Source organism: Streptosporangium sp. LJ11, from assembly GCF_051918945.1.
In the GTDB taxonomy this organism is placed as follows: Bacteria; Actinomycetota; Actinomycetes; order Streptosporangiales; family Streptosporangiaceae; genus Streptosporangium.
Map to the genome: position 1 here is coordinate 69,403 of NZ_JBPXMB010000002.1, position 16,730 is coordinate 86,132.

Annotated in this window: 16 protein-coding genes; 12 read left to right on the top strand and 4 right to left on the bottom strand. The window is 72.0% G+C overall.

The features are described 5' to 3' along the window. The first annotated feature begins 141 nt into the window (after nt 1-141). The 4 genes from ACTOQ3_RS02895 (at nt 142) to ACTOQ3_RS02910 (ending at nt 4,094) form a co-directional block, all read left to right on the top strand. Nucleotides 142-990: a hypothetical protein gene (locus tag ACTOQ3_RS02895; protein ID WP_440081822.1), complete on the top strand. Its 849-nt coding sequence runs from the start codon at nt 142-144 to the stop codon at nt 988-990. After that, a complete protein-coding gene (locus ACTOQ3_RS02900; RefSeq protein ID WP_440081824.1) occupies nt 987-2,264 on the top strand; it encodes a M48 family metallopeptidase in 1,278 nt (425 codons plus the stop codon). The genes ACTOQ3_RS02895 and ACTOQ3_RS02900 overlap by 4 nt, the downstream gene beginning before the upstream one ends. After that, nucleotides 2,261-3,385 (top strand): glycosyltransferase family 4 protein, encoded by a 1,125-nt coding sequence (locus tag ACTOQ3_RS02905; protein ID WP_440081825.1) that lies wholly within the window; start codon nt 2,261-2,263, stop codon nt 3,383-3,385. The genes ACTOQ3_RS02900 and ACTOQ3_RS02905 overlap by 4 nt, the downstream gene beginning before the upstream one ends. A gap of 361 nt (nt 3,386-3,746) precedes the next feature. Next, nucleotides 3,747-4,094, top strand: coding sequence for a DoxX family protein (locus tag ACTOQ3_RS02910; RefSeq protein WP_440081826.1), 348 nt, complete (start codon nt 3,747-3,749; stop codon nt 4,092-4,094). 106 nt (nt 4,095-4,200) lie between these two features. Here the strand turns inward: ACTOQ3_RS02910 and ACTOQ3_RS02915 are convergent, their stop codons facing one another. Beyond that, nucleotides 4,201-5,994, bottom strand: a complete 1,794-nt coding sequence (locus ACTOQ3_RS02915; protein WP_440081827.1) for an AMP-dependent synthetase/ligase — start codon at nt 5,992-5,994, stop codon at nt 4,201-4,203. Between the two features lie 217 nt (nt 5,995-6,211). Between ACTOQ3_RS02915 and ACTOQ3_RS02920 the strand changes: the two genes are divergently transcribed. From ACTOQ3_RS02920 to ACTOQ3_RS02950, 7 genes are all read left to right on the top strand, one after another. Next, nucleotides 6,212-6,979, top strand: coding sequence for a metallophosphoesterase family protein (locus tag ACTOQ3_RS02920; protein ID WP_440081829.1), 768 nt, complete (start codon nt 6,212-6,214; stop codon nt 6,977-6,979). Between the two features lie 188 nt (nt 6,980-7,167). Then, nucleotides 7,168-7,605: an SRPBCC family protein gene (locus tag ACTOQ3_RS02925; protein WP_440081830.1), complete on the top strand. Its 438-nt coding sequence runs from the start codon at nt 7,168-7,170 to the stop codon at nt 7,603-7,605. Nucleotides 7,606-7,672: 67 nt separating this feature from the next. Continuing rightward, nucleotides 7,673-8,845: an ArsA family ATPase gene (locus tag ACTOQ3_RS02930; protein WP_440081832.1), complete on the top strand. Its 1,173-nt coding sequence runs from the start codon at nt 7,673-7,675 to the stop codon at nt 8,843-8,845. Beyond that, the gene (locus ACTOQ3_RS02935; protein ID WP_440081834.1) at nt 8,835-9,941 is read left to right on the top strand and encodes a hypothetical protein; all 1,107 of its coding nucleotides are present in this window, start codon (nt 8,835-8,837) and stop codon (nt 9,939-9,941) included. Before ACTOQ3_RS02930 ends, ACTOQ3_RS02935 begins: the two co-directional genes overlap by 11 nt. A gap of 26 nt (nt 9,942-9,967) precedes the next feature. Next, nucleotides 9,968-10,912, top strand: a complete 945-nt coding sequence (locus tag ACTOQ3_RS02940) for an ROK family glucokinase (RefSeq protein ID WP_440081836.1) — start codon at nt 9,968-9,970, stop codon at nt 10,910-10,912. A 191-nt stretch (nt 10,913-11,103) separates the two neighbouring features. Beyond that, nucleotides 11,104-11,976, top strand: coding sequence for an endonuclease/exonuclease/phosphatase family protein (locus ACTOQ3_RS02945; RefSeq protein ID WP_440081838.1), 873 nt, complete (start codon nt 11,104-11,106; stop codon nt 11,974-11,976). A gap of 99 nt (nt 11,977-12,075) precedes the next feature. After that, the gene (locus ACTOQ3_RS02950) at nt 12,076-13,203 is read left to right on the top strand and encodes a hypothetical protein (protein ID WP_440081839.1); all 1,128 of its coding nucleotides are present in this window, start codon (nt 12,076-12,078) and stop codon (nt 13,201-13,203) included. Nucleotides 13,204-13,329: 126 nt separating this feature from the next. Here ACTOQ3_RS02950 and ACTOQ3_RS02955 read toward each other — a convergent pair whose 3' ends face one another. Together ACTOQ3_RS02955 and ACTOQ3_RS02960 are read right to left on the bottom strand one after the other, a co-directional pair. Continuing rightward, complete coding sequence (locus tag ACTOQ3_RS02955; protein ID WP_440081841.1) at nt 13,330-13,674, bottom strand: hypothetical protein; 345 nt, start codon at nt 13,672-13,674, stop codon at nt 13,330-13,332. Between the two features lie 198 nt (nt 13,675-13,872). Beyond that, nucleotides 13,873-14,637 carry an alpha/beta hydrolase gene (locus ACTOQ3_RS02960; protein ID WP_440081843.1) on the bottom strand — a complete coding sequence of 255 codons (765 nt, stop codon included), beginning with the start codon at nt 14,635-14,637 and terminating at the stop codon, nt 13,873-13,875. A 149-nt stretch (nt 14,638-14,786) separates the two neighbouring features. Here ACTOQ3_RS02960 and ACTOQ3_RS02965 point away from each other — a divergent pair, with 149 nt between their 5' ends. After that, nucleotides 14,787-15,554: a lysophospholipid acyltransferase family protein gene (locus tag ACTOQ3_RS02965; protein ID WP_440081844.1), complete on the top strand. Its 768-nt coding sequence runs from the start codon at nt 14,787-14,789 to the stop codon at nt 15,552-15,554. A 7-nt stretch (nt 15,555-15,561) separates the two neighbouring features. Here ACTOQ3_RS02965 and ACTOQ3_RS02970 read toward each other — a convergent pair whose 3' ends face one another. Further along, complete coding sequence (locus ACTOQ3_RS02970; RefSeq protein WP_440081846.1) at nt 15,562-16,569, bottom strand: LacI family DNA-binding transcriptional regulator; 1,008 nt, start codon at nt 16,567-16,569, stop codon at nt 15,562-15,564. Nucleotides 16,570-16,730 lie beyond the last annotated feature (161 nt).

Genomic DNA, 16,730 nt, shown 5'->3' on the forward strand with positions numbered 1-16,730 from the left:
AGCCCAGGTACGGAATCCGAGCCCGCGCCGGAGCACGCGCCCGAGCACATGCCCGAGCACGCGCCCGAGCACGGAAAAGCGGCCCCGGTCCTCCACCAGGAGGACCGGGGCCGCTCCATGCCGGTCGAGTACCATCGGCTCGTGTCCGTCCCGAAAGGGCGCCGCGCCGTGCTCGCCGGGATGCTGGCGCTGATGAGCGCCGGCCCGTTCGCCGGGACGGGACCTCTCCTGGCCGGAGCCGCACCCCTCCCGCGCGCCCCCCGCCCCCTCGTCCCGTACGCCTCCCGGAGCCCGCGCGACCCCCGAGACCTGTGGCGGGGCGCCGCGGTCACCGTCCGGGGCGAGCACTCCCTCGTGATCGGCCACGGCGTCCCGGCCGCCGTCCTGCGGGATCTGGCGGCCAGGGCCGACCGGGCCCGCGCGACGATCGCGGCGATCTGGGGGCCGGTCCCCGCGGTGGTCCTCTTCCCCGCCACCGACGCCGAGGCCGCGGCGCTCGCCGGGGCCGGGAGCACCCGCGGCCTGGCCGCGATGGCGACCGCGGACCGGGTGGTCGTCCTGCCGTCGGGGTACGCCCGGCTCACCGCGACCGGCAGGGACGTGGTGATCACCCACGAGCTCGCCCACGTGGCCACCGGCGCGACCCGCGGCGGCCGGGTGCCGATGTGGCTGTCGGAGGGCTTCGCCGACTACGCGGGCTACCGCGACGCCGGGATCGCGGTGCGTACGGCCGCCGCCGAACTGGCCGCCGAGGTGCGCTCGGGCGTCCTGCCCGCCAGGCTCCCCGGCCCGGCCGACTTCGCCCCCGGCGCGCCGAGGCTCGCGCAGGCCTACGAGGAGGCGTGGCTCGCCTGCCGGTTCGTCGCGGAGCGCTTCGGGGAGAAGGCCCTGGTGAGGCTCTACGGTAGCGATGTCGAGAGCACGCTCGGCCTGCCGGTGGACGAGTTCACCCGAGCCTGGCGCGACTACCTCAGGGAGGAACTCACGTGACGCTGAGCACGACGGACACGCCCGCGGGCGTGCGGTCGGCGGGGTGGGCGCTGGCCGCCCTGGGGGTGGTCACGCTGGCGGTCGTGGCGTTCATGACGCCCTGGAGGGCGCTGCCCGAGGGGGCCCCGGCCGTCGTTCCCGATCCGGCCCGCGACTTCACCGCCGAGCAGATCGCCAGGGCCGGGACGTTCGACGCGCTGGTCAGCCTTCCCGGCTATCTGTCGCTCGGCCTGACGCTGGTCGTGGCGGGGGTGCTGGTGGCCACCCCGCTGGGCGCGCGGCTCGCCGGCCGGCTGCCGGGGCCCTGGTGGCTGCGGGCGCTCCTCGGCGTGCTGGCGCTGTCGGTGGCCGTGGCGATCCTGCGCTGGCCCCTGGGGATGTGGTCGGAGAGCCACCTGCGCGACTTCGGGCTGTCCACCCAGGCCTGGCCGGCGTGGGCGGCCGACCGGGCCAAGAGCACCGGCATCGGCACCGCGCTGACCGCGATCATGGTGCTGGCGGTGATCGCCCTGGCGCGGCGCTACCGGCGCTGGTGGATCCCCGCGGCGGCCGGGGCCTTCGCCCTGACCGTGGTCGCCTCCTTCGCCTACCCGGTGCTCATCGAGCCGGTCTTCAACGACTTCAGGCCGCTGGAGGCCGGGCAGCTCCGCGACGACCTGCTCGCCATGGCCGCCAGGGACGGCGTGCCGGTCGAGAACGTGCTCGTCGCCGACGCCTCCCGGCGGACCACCGCGCTCAACGCGTACGTCTCCGGATTCGGCGCGACCCGCAGGATCGTGGTCTACGACACGCTGCTCCGCGCGCCCGCCGACGAGGTCGAGCTGGTGGTCGCCCACGAGCTGGGCCACGCCAAGGCGGGCGACGTGCTGTCGGGCACGCTCGTCGGCGGCCTGGGCGCGGCGTTCGGGGCGTGCCTGCTCTACGCGGTGACCTCCGCCGGGGCCGTACGGCGCCGGGCGGGGATCTTCTCCCTCGGCGACCCGAGGGCGGTGGGACTGGTCATGGGGCTGCTGAGCCTGGCCACGGTCCTGTCGGGACCGGCCCAGAACCTGGTGAGCAGGCAGATCGAGGCCCGTGCGGACGTGCACGCGCTGGACCTGACCAGGGACCCGGCGACGTTCGTCGCCATGCAGAGACGACTGGCGGCCACCAATATTTCGGATTTGTCGCCAGATCTAGTCGAATATGTACTTTATGCATCGCATCCCACGACGCCGCAGCGCATCGCCCTGGCGCGATCCTGGGCACGGCTGAACGGCCTCCCCGAACCGTGAGCCGCACGCTGGTCGTCACGAACGACTTCCCGCCCCGCGCAGGGGGGATCCAGTCGTTCGTGTACGGTCTCATCGCCCGCCGCCCGCCCGGCTCCGTCGTCGTCTACGCCCCCCGGTGGGCCGGCAGCGCGGCCTTCGACCTGCGCCAGCCGTACCCCGTCGTGCGGCACCCGACCTCGCTGATGCTGCCCACGCCCGCCGTCGCCCGCCGGGCCGCCGGGCTGGTCGCCGAGTTCGGGTGCGACACCGTGGTCTTCGGGGCGGCGGCGCCGCTCGGGCTGCTCGCGCCCCGGATGCGCGAGGCCGGGGCCCGTCGCGTCGTCATGGTCACTCACGGCCACGAGGCGGGCTGGGCCGGGATCCCGATCGGCCGCCGGGTGCTCGCCAGAATCGGGGCGGACGCCGACGTGGTCACCTACCTGGGGGAGTACACCCGCCGGCGGCTGGCCAGGGTGATGGCGGCGGACAAACTGGTGCGGCTCGCGCCCGGCGTCGACACCGAGGTGTTCCACCCGGGGGCCGGCGGGGGGCGGGTGCGCGCGCGACTCGGCCTGGGGGAGCGGCCGGTGGTGGTCTGCCTGTCCAGGCTGGTGCCGCGCAAGGGCCAGGACACGCTCCTGCGGGCCTGGCCCGGCGTGGTCGGGGACGTGCCCGGCGCGGTGCTCCTGATCGTCGGCGGGGGCCCGTACCGCAGGACCCTGGAACGGCTGGCCCGGCCGATGGGCGCTTCGGTGAGGCTCACCGGCCCGGTGCCGGAGGCGGAGCTGCCCGGCTACCTCGCCGCGGGTGACGTGTTCGCCATGCCGTGCCGCACCCGTCTGGGCGGCGTCGACGTGGAGGGACTCGGCATCGTCTACCTGGAGGCCTCCGCCAGCGGCCTGCCCGTGGTGGCCGGTTCCTCGGGCGGCGCCCCCGACGCCGTGCTGAACGGGGAGACCGGCCTGGTCGTCGACGGCACCCGCCCCGAGGAGGTCGCGGCGGCCCTGGTCGGCCTGCTCAAGGATCCGGCCGGGGCGCGTGCGATGGGGGAGCGCGGGCGCGAGTGGGCGGCGCGCGAGTGGAACTGGGACCTCGCCGCCTCCCGCTTCGCCCGCCTCCTGGAGCCCGCGGAGGCCCCCTAGGCGAGCAGGTCCCGATGCCGGGAACAGTCCGGGAACAGGCCGGGAACAGTCCGGGAACAGGTACGGCGACGCGTACCGGTCGGTGAGCCCGCCCGTGAGGCACGTCCGTGGCGGGCCGGATGCCCCCGTGCCGTCCGGAGACCGGACCGCGTCGGCCGCCGCCATCTGGCGCAACCGCGGCACCGGCCGGCCCGTCACCCGGTCACCGACCGCCTGCGGCCACCGACCGGACCCCGAGCGAAACGGTCCCCGCCGGATCGCGGGCCGGTCGGTAGGCCGCGCATCGTGAACGCATCGCGGAGATATCAACCACGGCTCGCAGGATCGGTGTCACAAGGAAGCACTACCAGGGAGTGTCCCCATGTCCACCACTGCCGTCGTCGTCACCGTCCTCGCCGCCCTCTGGGTGGGTTTCTCGGCCTTCTCTCTCCTCCGCCGCGCTGATTGGGTCGTGGAGCCGCTGATGGACTACGGCGTCCCCCGCTCGTGGTGGACCTGGCTCGGCGCGGCCAAGGCCGCGGGGGCCGCGGGCCTGCTCGTCGGCCTGTTCGTGCCGGTCATCGGCGTCCTGGCCGGGATCTGCCTGGTGCTGTACTTCGCCGGAGCCGTCGTCACCGTGCTCCGGGCGCGCTCGTACTCGACCGTCGTCTTTCCCCTGCTGTACATGGGCCCGGTCATCGCCGCCCTGGTACTGGGACACGTCGCCTGACACCGACGCGGATCACAGCCGCAGGCTGTCATGTCGCCGCCGGGCCGCGCCGAGCCGCACCGGAGACCCGCGCGGGCTCCAGGGTGCCTGGAGCCCGCGGAGACCCCTAGCTGTAGAGGGAGTCGACCTGCTTGGCGAAGTCGCGCATCACGATGTTGCGCTTGATCTTCAGGGTCGGGGTGAGGTGCCCGCTCTCCTCGCTGATGTCGATGTCGAGGATGGTGAACTTCTTGATCTGCTCGGCCTTGGAGACGAATCTGTTGGCGCCGTCCACCGCCTTCTGCACCTCGGCGACGATCGCCGGGTCGGCGCTGAGCTCGGTGAGGTCCGCCCCCGCCTTGCCGTTGGCGGCCTTCCACTGCTCCAGGGCCTCGACGTCGAGCGTGACGAGCGCCGCGACGAACGGCCTGTCGTCGCCGACCACCATCGCCTGGCTGATCAGCGGGTGGGCGCGGATGTGGTCCTCCATCGGGGCCGGGGCGACGTTCTTGCCCGCGGCGGTGACGATGATCTCCTTCTTGCGCCCGGTGATGCGGAGGTAGCCGTCCTTGTCGAGCTCGCCGATGTCGCCGGTGTGGAACCAGCCGTCCGCGTCGATCGCCTCGGCGGTGGCCTCGTCGTTGTTCCAGTAGCCCTGGAAGACGTGGCGGCCCTTGACGAGCACCTCGCCGTCGTCGCCGATGCCGATGGTGACGCCGGGGAACGGCTTGCCGACGGTGCCGATCTTGTTGGCCCCCGGCATGTTGACCGAGGACGGCGCGGAGGTCTCGGTGAGGCCCCAGCCCTCCAGGGTCTCGATGCCCACGCCGCGGAAGAAGTGGCCGAGCCGCTCGCCGAGGGCGGACCCGCCGGACACCGCCGTCGTCAGCCTGCCTCCGGTCGCGGCGCGGATCTTGCGGTAGACGAGCTTGTCGAACAGGGCGTGCTTGAGCCGGAGGCCCAGGCCCGCGCCGCCCGCCGACTCCGCCCTGCTCCACGCGACGGCGGTGTCGGCCGCGGCGTGGAAGATCTTCCCCTTGCCCTCGGCGGACGCCTTCTGCTCGGCGCCGTTGTAGACCTTCTCGAACACGCGGGGCACGCCCAGCAGGAACGTGGGCTTGAAGGCCTGCAGGTCGGGGGCGACGTTCTTCATGTTGGGGGTGTGGGCGAGGATCGTGCCGGTCTCGATCAGCACGATCTCGATGATGCGGGCGAAGACGTGCGCGAGCGGGAGGAAGAGCAGCGCCGCCCTGCCGTCCACGACGAACAGGCGCTCCAGCGGTCCCTGCGCGACGTTCCTGGCGGTGAACAGCAGGTTGTCGTGGGTCAGGCCGCAGCCCTTGGGCCTGCCGGTGGTGCCCGAGGTGTAGACGATGGTCGCCAGGTCGGCGATGCCGCGCCCGGTCCTGCGCTCGGCGAGCGTGCCGTCGGGGACCTCGGCGCCGAGCGCGGTGAGCTCGTCCAGGGCGCCGCCGTCGATGCGCCAGACGTTCTTGAGACCCGGCAGCCCGGCCGCGTCCTCGCGGACGGTCTCCTCGTGCGACTCCAACTCGGCGAACACGGCCTTGGCGCCGCTGTCGGAGATGATCCAGGCGACCTGGTCGGCCGAGGAGGACTCGTAGATCGGCACGCCGACCGCCCCGGCGGTCCAGATCGCGTAGTCGATCACGGTCCACTCGTAGCGGGTGCGCGACATCAGGGCCACCCGGTCGCCGGGCTCCACCCCCGCCGCGATCAGGCCCTTGGCCACCCCGGCCACCTGGTCGCGGAACTCCCTGGCGGTGACCGCCGTCCAGTCGTCGCCGACCTTGCGCCGCAGGGCGACGGCGTCGGGCTCCTCCTCGGCACGCCGGAACACCGTGTCGGTGAGGTTGGCGGAGGCGGGGACATCCACCAGCACGGGGACGCTGTACTCGCGCACGGGTCACTCCTGGAGACGCACGATCGATGGGCTGCCTGGAAGTTATCGCGATAAGTTACGCATGAGTAAATTCGTCACCCAGGCGTTATGAAGAGGGATTTCACCGTAGCAACTACTGCCGCGCCGGACCGTCGGCCGCGCCGTGCGTCCCGTCGCGTTCCCGCCTCGCTGGGTTCGTCACATATGTCCCTGTTTATTGGTAGTTAGGATGTCCGGCATGCGGGTTCATGTCGTCAGCGATGTGCACGGAAGAGCCGACGCGCTGGCCCGCGCGGGAGACGGCGCCGACGCGCTGATCTGCCTGGGCGACCTGATCCTGTTCGTCGACTACGAGGACCACTCCCAGGGCATCTTCGCCGAGCTCTTCGGGGCCGAGCGGGCGGGGGAGTTCATCGCGCTGCGCACGGCCAAGCGGTTCGACGAGGCACGGGCGATGTCCTCCGTGCTGTGGGCCTCGCTGGAGGGCGACCCGCGCGACCACATCGAGCGCTCCGTCCGGCGGCAGTACGGCGAGATCTTCGCCGCGATGCCGACTCCCGCGTACCTCACCTACGGCAACGTGGACCTGCCGGTCTACTGGCCCGAGTACGTGCGGGAGGGCCACCACGTGCTCGACGGCGAGACCGTGGAGATCGGCGGCCTGCGTTTCGGCTTCGTCGGGGGCGGCCTGCGCACCCAGTACCGGACGCCGCACGAGATCGACGACGAGGAGTTCGCCCGCAAGGTCGAGGCCGTCGGCGAGGTCGACGTGCTCTGCTGCCACATCCCTCCCGCGATCCCCGAACTGCTCTACGACGTGGTCGCCCGGCGCTTCGAGCGGGGCAGCGAGGCCACCCTGGAGGCGATCAGGCGGACCCAGCCGCGCTACGCCCTCTTCGGCCACGTGCACCAGCCCCTCGCCGCCCGCACCCGGATCGGCAGGACCGAATGCCTCAACGTAGGGCACTTCCGGAACAGAGGCGTCCCCTACGTCCTGGAGTGGTAGCCGCGCGGTCCGGCAGAGCGCCCTCTCTCATCCGGGCGGTGACCCTTCGACGTCCGGGCGGTGACCCTTCGACGGGAGCGGCGGACACGCGAGGTGTCCGCTTCGTGTCGCCGCCTCCCGTCGGCGCGGTGGCCGCGCCCGGCCCCGCCGGGCGTACGCGGACGATCGTGAAGCAGTACGGTTGCCCCATGGCTGATCGCACCACCTCCAGCATCACGATCGGCGCGGACCGGTCGACCATCATGACGGTCATCGCCGACTTCCCCTCGTACCCGGAGTGGGCCGGGCAGGTGAAGGCCGCGCGCGTCCTCTCCACGGGGGAGGACGGCCGGCCGGAAACGGTCCGGTTCGTTCTCGACGCGGGCGTGATCAGCGACGAGTACACCCTCCGCTACACCTGGCACGACGACGAGTCCGTCGACTGGAGCATCGCCGAGGCGGGAAAGATGGTCTCCAGGCTCACCGGAAGTTATCGTCTTGCCGACGCGGGCAGCGGCACCGAGGTGACGTACGAGCTCGCCGTCGACCTCAAGGTGCCGATGATCGGCATGATCAAGCGGAAGGCGGAGAAGGTCATCATCGACACCGCCCTGAAGGGGCTGAAGAAGCGCGTCGAGACCCCATGAGGGAGCGGGGCGCGCGGCACGGCGCGGTCGCGGAGCGGAGTCCCGCGCCCTCCCGCCGGGAGGCGGCGTGAGCAGGGTCCTGCTCTTCACCGGCAAGGGCGGCGTCGGCAAGACGACCGTCGCCGCCGCCACGGCCACGCTCGCCGCCAGGTCCGGATTGAAGACCCTGGTGGTCTCCACCGACACCGCCCACTCGCTGGCCGACGCCCTCGGCGTGCGGGCCGGCGGGGAGCCCACGGAGATCGCGCCCGGTCTCTCCCTCCACCAGGTCGACACCCAGAGGGCGCTGGAACGCCAGTGGGGTGAGCTGCGCGACTACGCCAGGGGCGTCTTCGCCGAACTCGGCCTCGACGAGGTGACCGCCGAGGAGATCACGGTGCTGCCCGGCGCCGAGGAGGTCATCGCGCTGCTGGAGCTGCGCGAGCAGGCGCGCACCGGGCTGTGGGACGTCATCGTCATCGACTGCGCCCCGACCGCCGAGACGCTCCGGCTGCTCGCCCTGCCCGAGGCCCTCGACTGGCACGTGAACCGGTTGCTGCCCATCGGCAGGCGGCTGCTGAGCACCATCTCCCCGCTGGTCCGCCGCCTGGCGCAGGTCAGCATGCCGGAAGACCACGTGATCGGCGCGGGCGAGCGGCTCCACCGGGGCCTGATGGAGGTGCGCGAGCTGCTCACCGGGCCCGGGGCGAGCGTCCGGCTGGTGCTCACCCCCGAGGCCGTCGTGCTCGCCGAGGCCCGGCGCACGCTCACCTCCCTCAGCCTGTACGGCTACCGGGTGGACGCGGTGATCGCCAACCGTGTCTTCCCCTCCGAGGGCGCCGACCCGTGGCGGCGGAAATGGGTGCGGGCCCAGGCCCGGCACCTGGCTGAGGTCGGGGAGTCCTTCGCGCCGCTGCCCGTGCACACCGTGCCGTACCTCGAGGCCGAGCCCGTCGGCCTCGACGCCCTCGCCGCCGTCGCCGAGGCCATGTACGGCGAGGGCGACCCCTTCGCCCCGCCCTCCGTCGACCCGCCGCTGCGGATCACCGCCGAGGGCGAGCTGATCCTGGCCCTGCCGCTCGCGGACAAGGACGAGGTGGATCTGGCGCGCAAGGGCGACGAGCTGATCGTCAACGCCGGTTCCTACCGCCGGGTCCTGGCCCTGCCCGCCGCGCTGGCCCGCAGGTCGGTGCGGGACGCCGCGCTCCGAGACGGGTTTCTCCGGGTACGGTTCGAATCGGGAGGGCCTGATGACCGATAACACGAACGACGCAGAGAAGACCCCGAAGCCGCGCGCGCCGAGGAAGCCACGGAAGGCCGCCGGCGCCGTGACGCCGCCGTCCGAGGCCGGGGGCATCGAGAGCACCGAGAACACCGGGATCGCCGGAAGCACCGAGGGTTCCGAGGGTACCGGCAAGGCCCAGAAGGGCCGGCGCGCGGGGAAGACGACCCAGAAGGGGCGGAGCGCGGACCCGGCCGGGAAGTCCCCGAAGGGCGGGCGCACCGGATCGTCCGAGTCCGTCGAGTCCGTCGAGTCCGTCGAGTCCGTCGTGCGGGTCGAGGCCGTCGAGCGGCCGGAGAACGCCGGGACGCCCGCGCGGGGCGAGCGCGTCGAGAAGGTCGCGCGCCTGGAGGTGGTCGAGGTGGAGGCCGTGGCCGAGGCCGCGCCTTCCGAGCCGGCTCCGAGCTCCGAGCCGGACCCGGGCCCTGAGCAGGCCGAGGGTTCCGAGCAGACCTCGGGTCCGGCGCAGGCCGATCGCGACGCGCGCGCCGAGTGGTTCGAGGAACGCGCCAGGCGGGCCAGGCAGGAGGAGCGGGCCGGATGGACCCCGTGGGCCCGGCCCGGCGACCGCGCCGGGTCCGTGGAGCGCCAGAAGGACAGCGCGGCCGGAGAACGGGAACAGGAACGGGCACGGGACGAACGAGCGCGTGACGAGCGGTCCCAGGGCGGCAAGGACCCGCTGGGCGCCGCCGCCGAGGAGGCGTTCAAGCTCTTCGACACGCTGCAGCAGAAAGCGACCAGGGAACTGCGCAAGAACCTGATCAAGGGCACGATGAGCGGGGTCGGCGGCGCGTTCTCCGGTGGTGGCCGCAGAAGAGAGCGGGACGTGTGGGAGGAGGCGGTCTCGGAGCATGAGGAGTACATCTGCCGGGCCTGCCCCGTCTGCCGCGCGATGGCCGCGCAGCGCGAGTCGGGCGGTGGCGGTGCCGTCACCGACCATCTCATGCAGGCGGGCACCGAGCTGTTCGCCGCCTTCAAGTCGGCCGTCGACGGACTCGGCAAGCCCGCTCCCGCGCAGCGGGAACGGGAGCGCGAGCGAGGAGACACCCCCGTGGAGCACATCGACCTGGGGTGAGCCCAGGGGGAGAGGATGAATGGACAATGGCGCTGACCATCGGTGTGGACATTGGCGGTACGAAGGTCGCGGCGGGAGTCGTGGACGAGGACGGCCAGATCGTCGAGCATCTCTTGCGGCCCACCCCGGCGGAGAATCCGGACCAGGTCGCCCACACGATCGGTGACGCGATCCTGGAGCTCTCCAAGGGCCGGGAGATCGAGGCCGTCGGTCTCGGCGCGGCCGGGTTCGTCGACGAGACCAGGTCCATTGTCCGGTTCGCCCCCAACCTCGCCTGGCGCGAGGAGCCCCTGCAGAAGAAGGTCTCCGACATGGTCGGCCTTCCCGTCGTGGTGGAGAACGACGCCAACGCGATGGCGTGGGGCGAGGCCAGGTTCGGTGCCGGTCGCGGCGAGACCCACCTGGTGTGCGTGACCGTCGGTACCGGCATCGGCGGCGGCATCGTGTTCGACGGCTCCCTCTACCGGGGGCGCTGGGGCATGGGCGCCGAGCTCGGCCACATGCAGGCGGTCCCCGGCGGACGTCTGTGCGGGTGCGGCAACCTCGGCTGCTGGGAGCAGTACGCCAGCGGGAACGCCCTGGTCAGCGAGGCCAAGAGGATCGCCGAGGCCGAGCCGGACCAGGCCGTCAAACTCCTGGAGATCGCCGGAGGAACGCCCGACCAGATCGAGGGCCAGGAGGTCACCGAGGCCGCCCGGCAGGGCGACCCGGCCGCGCTGGCCGCGTTCTCCTCGATGGCCCGCTGGATCGGCCAGGGCCTGGCCGACCTCGCCGCCGTCCTCGACCCGGGCTGCTTCGTCCTCGGCGGCGGCGTCTCGCGTGCCGCCGACCTGTGGATCGACGAGACCCGCGAGTTCTACAACACCCATCTGAGCGGCCGGGGGCACCGCCCGCTGGCCGACATCCGCTGCGCCGAACTCGGCGCGGCGGCGGGTCTGGTGGGTGCCGCGGATCTCGCCCGCAGGCGCTGACCGCTTCCGGCGCGTACGGCCGCCCGCATGCCGATGGGGGCGGGCGGCCGGCACGCCCGGAGATGAGCGTGCCGGTCGGGGTGAACGGCCGGCACGCCCGGCGGTGAGCATGCCGATCGGAGCGGGTGGCTGGTACGCCCGGCGGCGCGCGGCTATCCTCGCGGCACGCGTCGCGAAGTGAGGTGGCCGTGGTGCTCAGGATCGCCAGCTACAACGTGCGCTCCATGAAGGATGACGTCCCGGCGCTGGGGCGGGTGGTCGCCGCGCTCCGCGCCGACGTGCTCTGCGTGCAGGAGGCGCCCCGGTTCCTGTGCTGGCGCCGCAGGCGAGGGCGGCTGGCCGCCTTCGGCGGGCTGGCCGTGGCCGCGGGCCGCCGCAGGGGCGGGGTCGCCGTACTGACCGGTCCCGGGGTGCGGTTGCTGCACGGGGAGGGTCATCTCCTGGAGTCCTTCTTCCCCCTGGAGCGGCGCGCCATCGCGATCGCCGTGGTGGAGGCGGACGGACGGCGGGTCGCCGTCGGCTCCATCCACCTGGACCTCGACGAGACCGCCCGCCGCCGCCACGCGGACGAGGCGGTGAGGCTCCTGCGGGAGGTGGCCGACCGGTTCGGCGCGCTGCCGGTGCTGGCGGGAGACATCAACGAGCAGTCCGGCCAGCCGAGCTGGCAACACCTCGCCGAACGGCTGACCGACTGCTATCCGGTCTCGCCGCGCGGCGACGGCTTCACCTTCCCCGCCAGGGGCCCGCACAAGCGGATCGACGCGATCTTCGCGGTCGAGGGTTTCTCCGTGGTCTCCTGCGGCGGGGTCGACGCCGACCCGGCCGATCTGGTGGCCGCCACCGACCACCTGCCGGTGGTCGCCGAGCTGGACCACCCGCGTCCCGAAGGCGAGGCGCCTCCGGACCTTGTCGCGGAACCCGTCGCGGACGCCGGTCCCGGTACGGCCCCGGTGAGATCCCCCGGCGCCGGCGACCACACGGGCCCCGCGCGAGGGGAGCCCGATCCGGGCCTCCCCGGGGAGGCGGGAGAGCCGGGGGAGACGGGAGGACCGGCGTCCCGGTGACCGTTCCGATGACCAAGGACAGGCCGTCTTTCCAGATCGCGCCGGTCAAGTGGGGAGACCGGCACACGGGGAGCGCGCGAGCCCCGTACCATTTGAAACATGACCCGTCGCCTTCCGCGGCGTGCGCTGGTTCTCTGCGCGGGAGGCCTGCTCCTGCTGTCTCCGCAAACGTTCCCAGCCCACGCCGATCCCGTCAGCCCGCCCGCGGCCGAGGCATGGCAGGCTCCGGTGAGCGCGGGCCTGAGCAGCGACGGATCGCTGTCCGACGTGGCGGGGGTCTCGGCCACGAGCGTGTGGGCGGTCGGCCAGCAGAGCGTCTGGGACGTCTGGCAGAGCCGCGGCGCGATCACCCACTGGGACGGTTCCTCCTGGAACGAGGTCGGCATCCGCAACGACCCGACCGGCGCCGGGCCCCTGCGTTCCGTCGCGGCGGCCTCGGCGACCGAGCTGTGGGCCGTCGGCGAGGGGCACGACGGCCTCCCCTATCTGGCGAGGGGGGACGGGGCGTCCTTCGACAGGGTCATCGTCGACAAGCTGCACTCGGGCGACTGGCTGGGCGGGGTGGCGGCCGTTCCCGGCCGGGTGGTCGCGGTCGGCCGCCGCGACAAGCTGCCCATGGTCGTCACCGGCACCGGCTCGAAGTGGAAGCTCACCCACCTTCCCGACCGGGGCACGCTGTACGGGGTGGCGCTGTCGGGCAAGAACGACGGGTGGGCGGTGGGCGACACCGGTGGCAAGCCGTTGATCATGAAGCAGTCCGGCGGGCGCTGGAAGACCTTCAAGGCCCCCGATATCGCCGGCGGCTATCTGCGTGACGTCCACCTCGACGGGCCCAAGCGGGCCCTCGCCGTCGGCGGCGTCTACCGGGAGGCCGGTGGGATCGTCCCGCTGGTCCTGTCGTGGAACGGCAAGAAGTGGTCTCGGGTGTCCCTCCCCGCCGGCGACGTCCGCCTGTACGGGGTGACGGGTGACCGCAAGGGTCACTTCTGGATCTCCGGGGTCGACCTGGAACGGCCCGGCGAGGCGTTCCTGCTCCGCTACGACGGACGCACGGTCAAGGCGCTGCGCGGTCCGGAGACCGCCGCCCCCCGGACGGTGCGGCTCCAGTCGGTGGCCTACCTGCCGGGCACCGGCACCGTGTGGACCGTCGGCCACGTGGTCGACGCCTCCGGCAAGTACACCGACGTGATCGAGCGCTTCGGCACCTCGGAGCGCGCCAAGCCGTAGCCGGGCGGCGACGGTCGTGCCCGGCGATCGTGGACGACCCGCTCGGGCGAGCGTGGCAGATGGCCCGCTCGGACGACCGCGGCCGAGGACCCGTTCGGGTGGGGTGGCCGTGGCCGGGCGCCCCGCTCAGATGACGGCGCCGTCGTCCCAGCCGGAGTCGTTGGGCGGGCCGTCGCCCATGCGGACCACCAGCGCCACGAAACCGCCGATGAACGCGGCGACCGCGGTGAAGAGCATCCACCCCTGCAGGTTCCAGTTGAGCGCGGCGCTCAGCAGCAGGTAGGCGGGACCGCCGAACAGTGCCAGCCATGCGATCTTGGTGGTGGCGTCGGTCTTGGGCAGTGGGGGCGGGGGCGGGGGCACGTAGTGCCCCTCTTCGTCCTCGCCGTCGGGCTGTTCCGTACTGGATTCGGTGTCGTCCGCGGGGTCGTCCTCCCGCAGGAGGTCCTCCTCGTCCGACTGTTTGATCACCCGTCGCGGAGGCTCGGCCGGAAGGTTCTCACTGTCCGGCCACGGCTGATTCGCCGAGTCACGCTCGGCGGTGTCGTTGAAGGACGCGACGATCTGACGCCAGACCTCGTCCTCATCGCTTTGAGGTGTCACCTAGCTGGGCCCGTTGTTCATCAGCCGATCACTTTCTCCCGGAGACCGCGCATCCCCCGCTCGCGATCAGTCTCTCTGCAAGGGTACAGACGCGTTCGCGGTGATGAACTCCAGGCTCCCCGCAAAGATCCGATCAGCGTCGTTGTCAAGCGTCGCGACGTGATAGCTGTCGGCGAGCTCCACCACATTCAGATTCCCCCCGGTCAGCCTCTCACGCAGAATACGCACACTCCCCGGTTTCACAACATGATCCTGCGGACTATGGAAAACCAGGACGGGCTGGGTGATCTTACCCAGCTCCGATCGGGTCAACGACCACAGCCGCAGGAGGGTGGCCGCGGCCTTGACCGGCGTACGCGTGTAGCCGAGTTCGGCCGCCCCCTCCTTCTTGATGTCCCCGGCGACGCCGGGCACCGACGCGACCACGAACCTGAGCAGGGGAGCCAGCCTGAGCAGTGGCACGTCGTTGACGATCGACGGGTTGACGACCACCAGTCCCTTGATCCCGTCACCGTGCACCTCGGCCAGCCGCAGCGCCATGCACCCGCCGAGCGACAGGCCCATGACGAAGACCTCGGCGCAGCTGCCGCGCAGGTCCGCCAGGGCCTTGTCCAGCTCGGCGTACCAGTCCTCCCAGCGGGTGCGCGCCATCTCCCGCCAGGTGGTGCCGTGGCCGGGCAGCCTCGGGAGCGCCACCGTCATGCCCGCCGCCGCCAGGTATTCACCCCAGGGGCGCAACGACTGTGGCGATCCGGTGAATCCGTGGCAGAGCAGGACGCCGATCTGTCCCCCCGCATGGTGGTACGCCTCCGCACCGGGCATGACTGGCATCGCGGCTCCTAGTAAGTTTCGCCCGATCGTCGCACGACTGGGACGTGTTTTGCGAGAGGTCGATTTGGGTGGTTCGGTGGGGTAGGTGACCGGGATCGGAAGTGGGAGGATAACTCCAGGTCCACGCCTGTCAACCGAAGGAGCATCGAGTGTTCTACTGGGTGGTGAAGGCCATCCTCTCGCCCTTCCTCCATCTGATTTTCCGTCCCTGGGTGGAGGGCGTGGGGAACGTGCCGAAGGAAGGGCCGGTGATCCTGGCCGGAAACCACCTGTCGTTCGCCGACCACTTCTTCGGGGCGCTGTTCCTGCGGCGCAAGGTGATCTCCCTCGGCAAGTCCGACTACTTCACCGGCCGCGGTCTCAAGGGAATGATGAGCAAGGCCTTCTTCAGCGGTGTCGGCACCGTCCCCATCGACCGCTCCGGAGGCAAGGCCAGCGAGGCGGCCCTGCGCACCGGCAGACGCATCCTCGACGAGGGGCACGTGCTCGCCATCTACCCGGAGGGGACCCGCTCCCACGACGGCCGCCTCTACAAGGGCAAGACCGGTGTGGCCCGCCTGGCGCTGGAGTCGCGCGTGCCGGTCATTCCGTGGGCGATGGTCAACACCTTCGAGATGATGCCCCCGGGCAGCGTCCTTCCCAAGCTGGGCATCCGCCCGGGGGTGAAGTTCGGCAAGCCGCTCGACTTCGCCCGCTACTACGGGATGGAGGAGGACCGCCTCGTCCTGCGCGCCGTCACCGACGAGATCATGTACGCGCTGATGGAGCTCTCGGGTCAGGAGTACGTCGACAAATACGCCGCGAGCGCCAAGGTCGAGGCCGCCCGCGCCGCCAAGGAGGCGAAGGAGGCGGCCAGGCAGGCCGCCAAGGAGGCGCGCCGGCGTCCTTCCCCGGGTGGAGACGGGACCACCGGCTGAGGCGGGCTCAGAGAGTCGACTCGCGGATGACCAGCTCGGGCTGGAACATGATCTGCTGATGGGCGTGCGACTCGGGGTTGTCGCACTCGTCCAGCAGCAGCTCGGTGGCGACCCGGCCGAGCCGGTGGGTCGGCTGCCGGACGGAGCTGAGCGAGACCGTCGACGCCGAGGCGAAGTCGATGTCGTCGTAGCCGATGAGGGAGATGTCCCGGGGGACCCGCACGCCCGCCTGGAGCAGCCCGCGCAGCATGCCCAGGGCGAGCAGGTCGTTCGCGCAGAACACGGCGTCGGGCAGACGCCCCCCGGCGATCATCTTCTCCGCCGCCTGCTGCCCCGACCTGGCGTTCATCGCGCCCATCGCGATCTCCTCCAGCGCCTCCCCGGGGTCGCGGCCCGCCGCGGCCAGCGCCCGCTCCGCGCCGATCAGGCGGTCGGCGCACTGGCGGATGGTGAGGGGGCCGGTGACGTAGGCGATCCGCTCGGCGCCGGTGGACAGCAGGTGGGAGACCGCCAGCGAGCCACCGGTGATGTCGTTGACCGCGACCGAGCACTGGTCGGCGCGTTCGGCGGGGTGGTCCACCAGCACCACGCTGATGCCGCGTTCCTTGAGCTGGTCGAGCTTGGCCAGGTTCTCCCCGGCGGGCGTGATGAGCACCCCGCGGACCCGCTGCTCGGCGAAGACGAGCAGGTTGCGCTCCTCCTTGAGCCGGTCGCCCGAGGAGTTGCCCAGGATCACCGCGTATCCGCGCTCGCTGGCCACCTCCTCGACCCCCGCCGCCACGTCGGTGAAGAAGGGGTTGCCGATGTCGATCACCGACAGGCCGACGGTGCGGCTGTGCCCGGCCCGGAGGCTGGAGGCGGAGCCGTGCCGGACGAACCCGAGGTCGCGGATGGCCTCCTCGACCCGGGTGCGGGTGGCCTCGGCGACCTTCTCCGGGCGGTTGAGCACGTTGGAGACCGTGCCGGGGGACACCCCGGCCCGTGTCGCGACTTCCTTTATGCTCACCGAACTCATGTGCATTGATTAAAACGTAACAACCGATGGTCCGCCAGTCGGCACCGGTACTTTCGGCCCACCTGACGGTTTCCGGCCCGCGATCCGACACGGGGGCGTTGACAGTGTCATGCGTGTCACATAGCTTTTTCACCGTCGTTAAAACGTTTTTAAAAAGATCT

What these genes read in the sequence shown, in the direction of transcription:
- ACTOQ3_RS02940 (WP_440081836.1), top strand. Translation starts at nt 9,968, where the DNA reads ATGGCGCTGACCATCGGTGTGGACATTGGCGGTACGAAGGTCGCGGCG.
- ACTOQ3_RS02950 (WP_440081839.1), top strand. Translation starts at nt 12,076, where the DNA reads ATGACCCGTCGCCTTCCGCGGCGTGCGCTGGTTCTCTGCGCGGGAGGC.
- ACTOQ3_RS02935 (WP_440081834.1), top strand. Translation starts at nt 8,835, where the DNA reads ATGACCGATAACACGAACGACGCAGAGAAGACCCCGAAGCCGCGCGCG.
- ACTOQ3_RS02960 (WP_440081843.1), bottom strand. Translation starts at nt 14,637, where the DNA reads ATGCCAGTCATGCCCGGTGCGGAGGCGTACCACCATGCGGGGGGACAG.
- ACTOQ3_RS02925 (WP_440081830.1), top strand. Translation starts at nt 7,168, where the DNA reads ATGGCTGATCGCACCACCTCCAGCATCACGATCGGCGCGGACCGGTCG.
- ACTOQ3_RS02910 (WP_440081826.1), top strand. Translation starts at nt 3,747, where the DNA reads ATGTCCACCACTGCCGTCGTCGTCACCGTCCTCGCCGCCCTCTGGGTG.
- ACTOQ3_RS02970 (WP_440081846.1), bottom strand. Translation starts at nt 16,569, where the DNA reads ATGAGTTCGGTGAGCATAAAGGAAGTCGCGACACGGGCCGGGGTGTCC.
- ACTOQ3_RS02920 (WP_440081829.1), top strand. Translation starts at nt 6,212, where the DNA reads ATGCGGGTTCATGTCGTCAGCGATGTGCACGGAAGAGCCGACGCGCTG.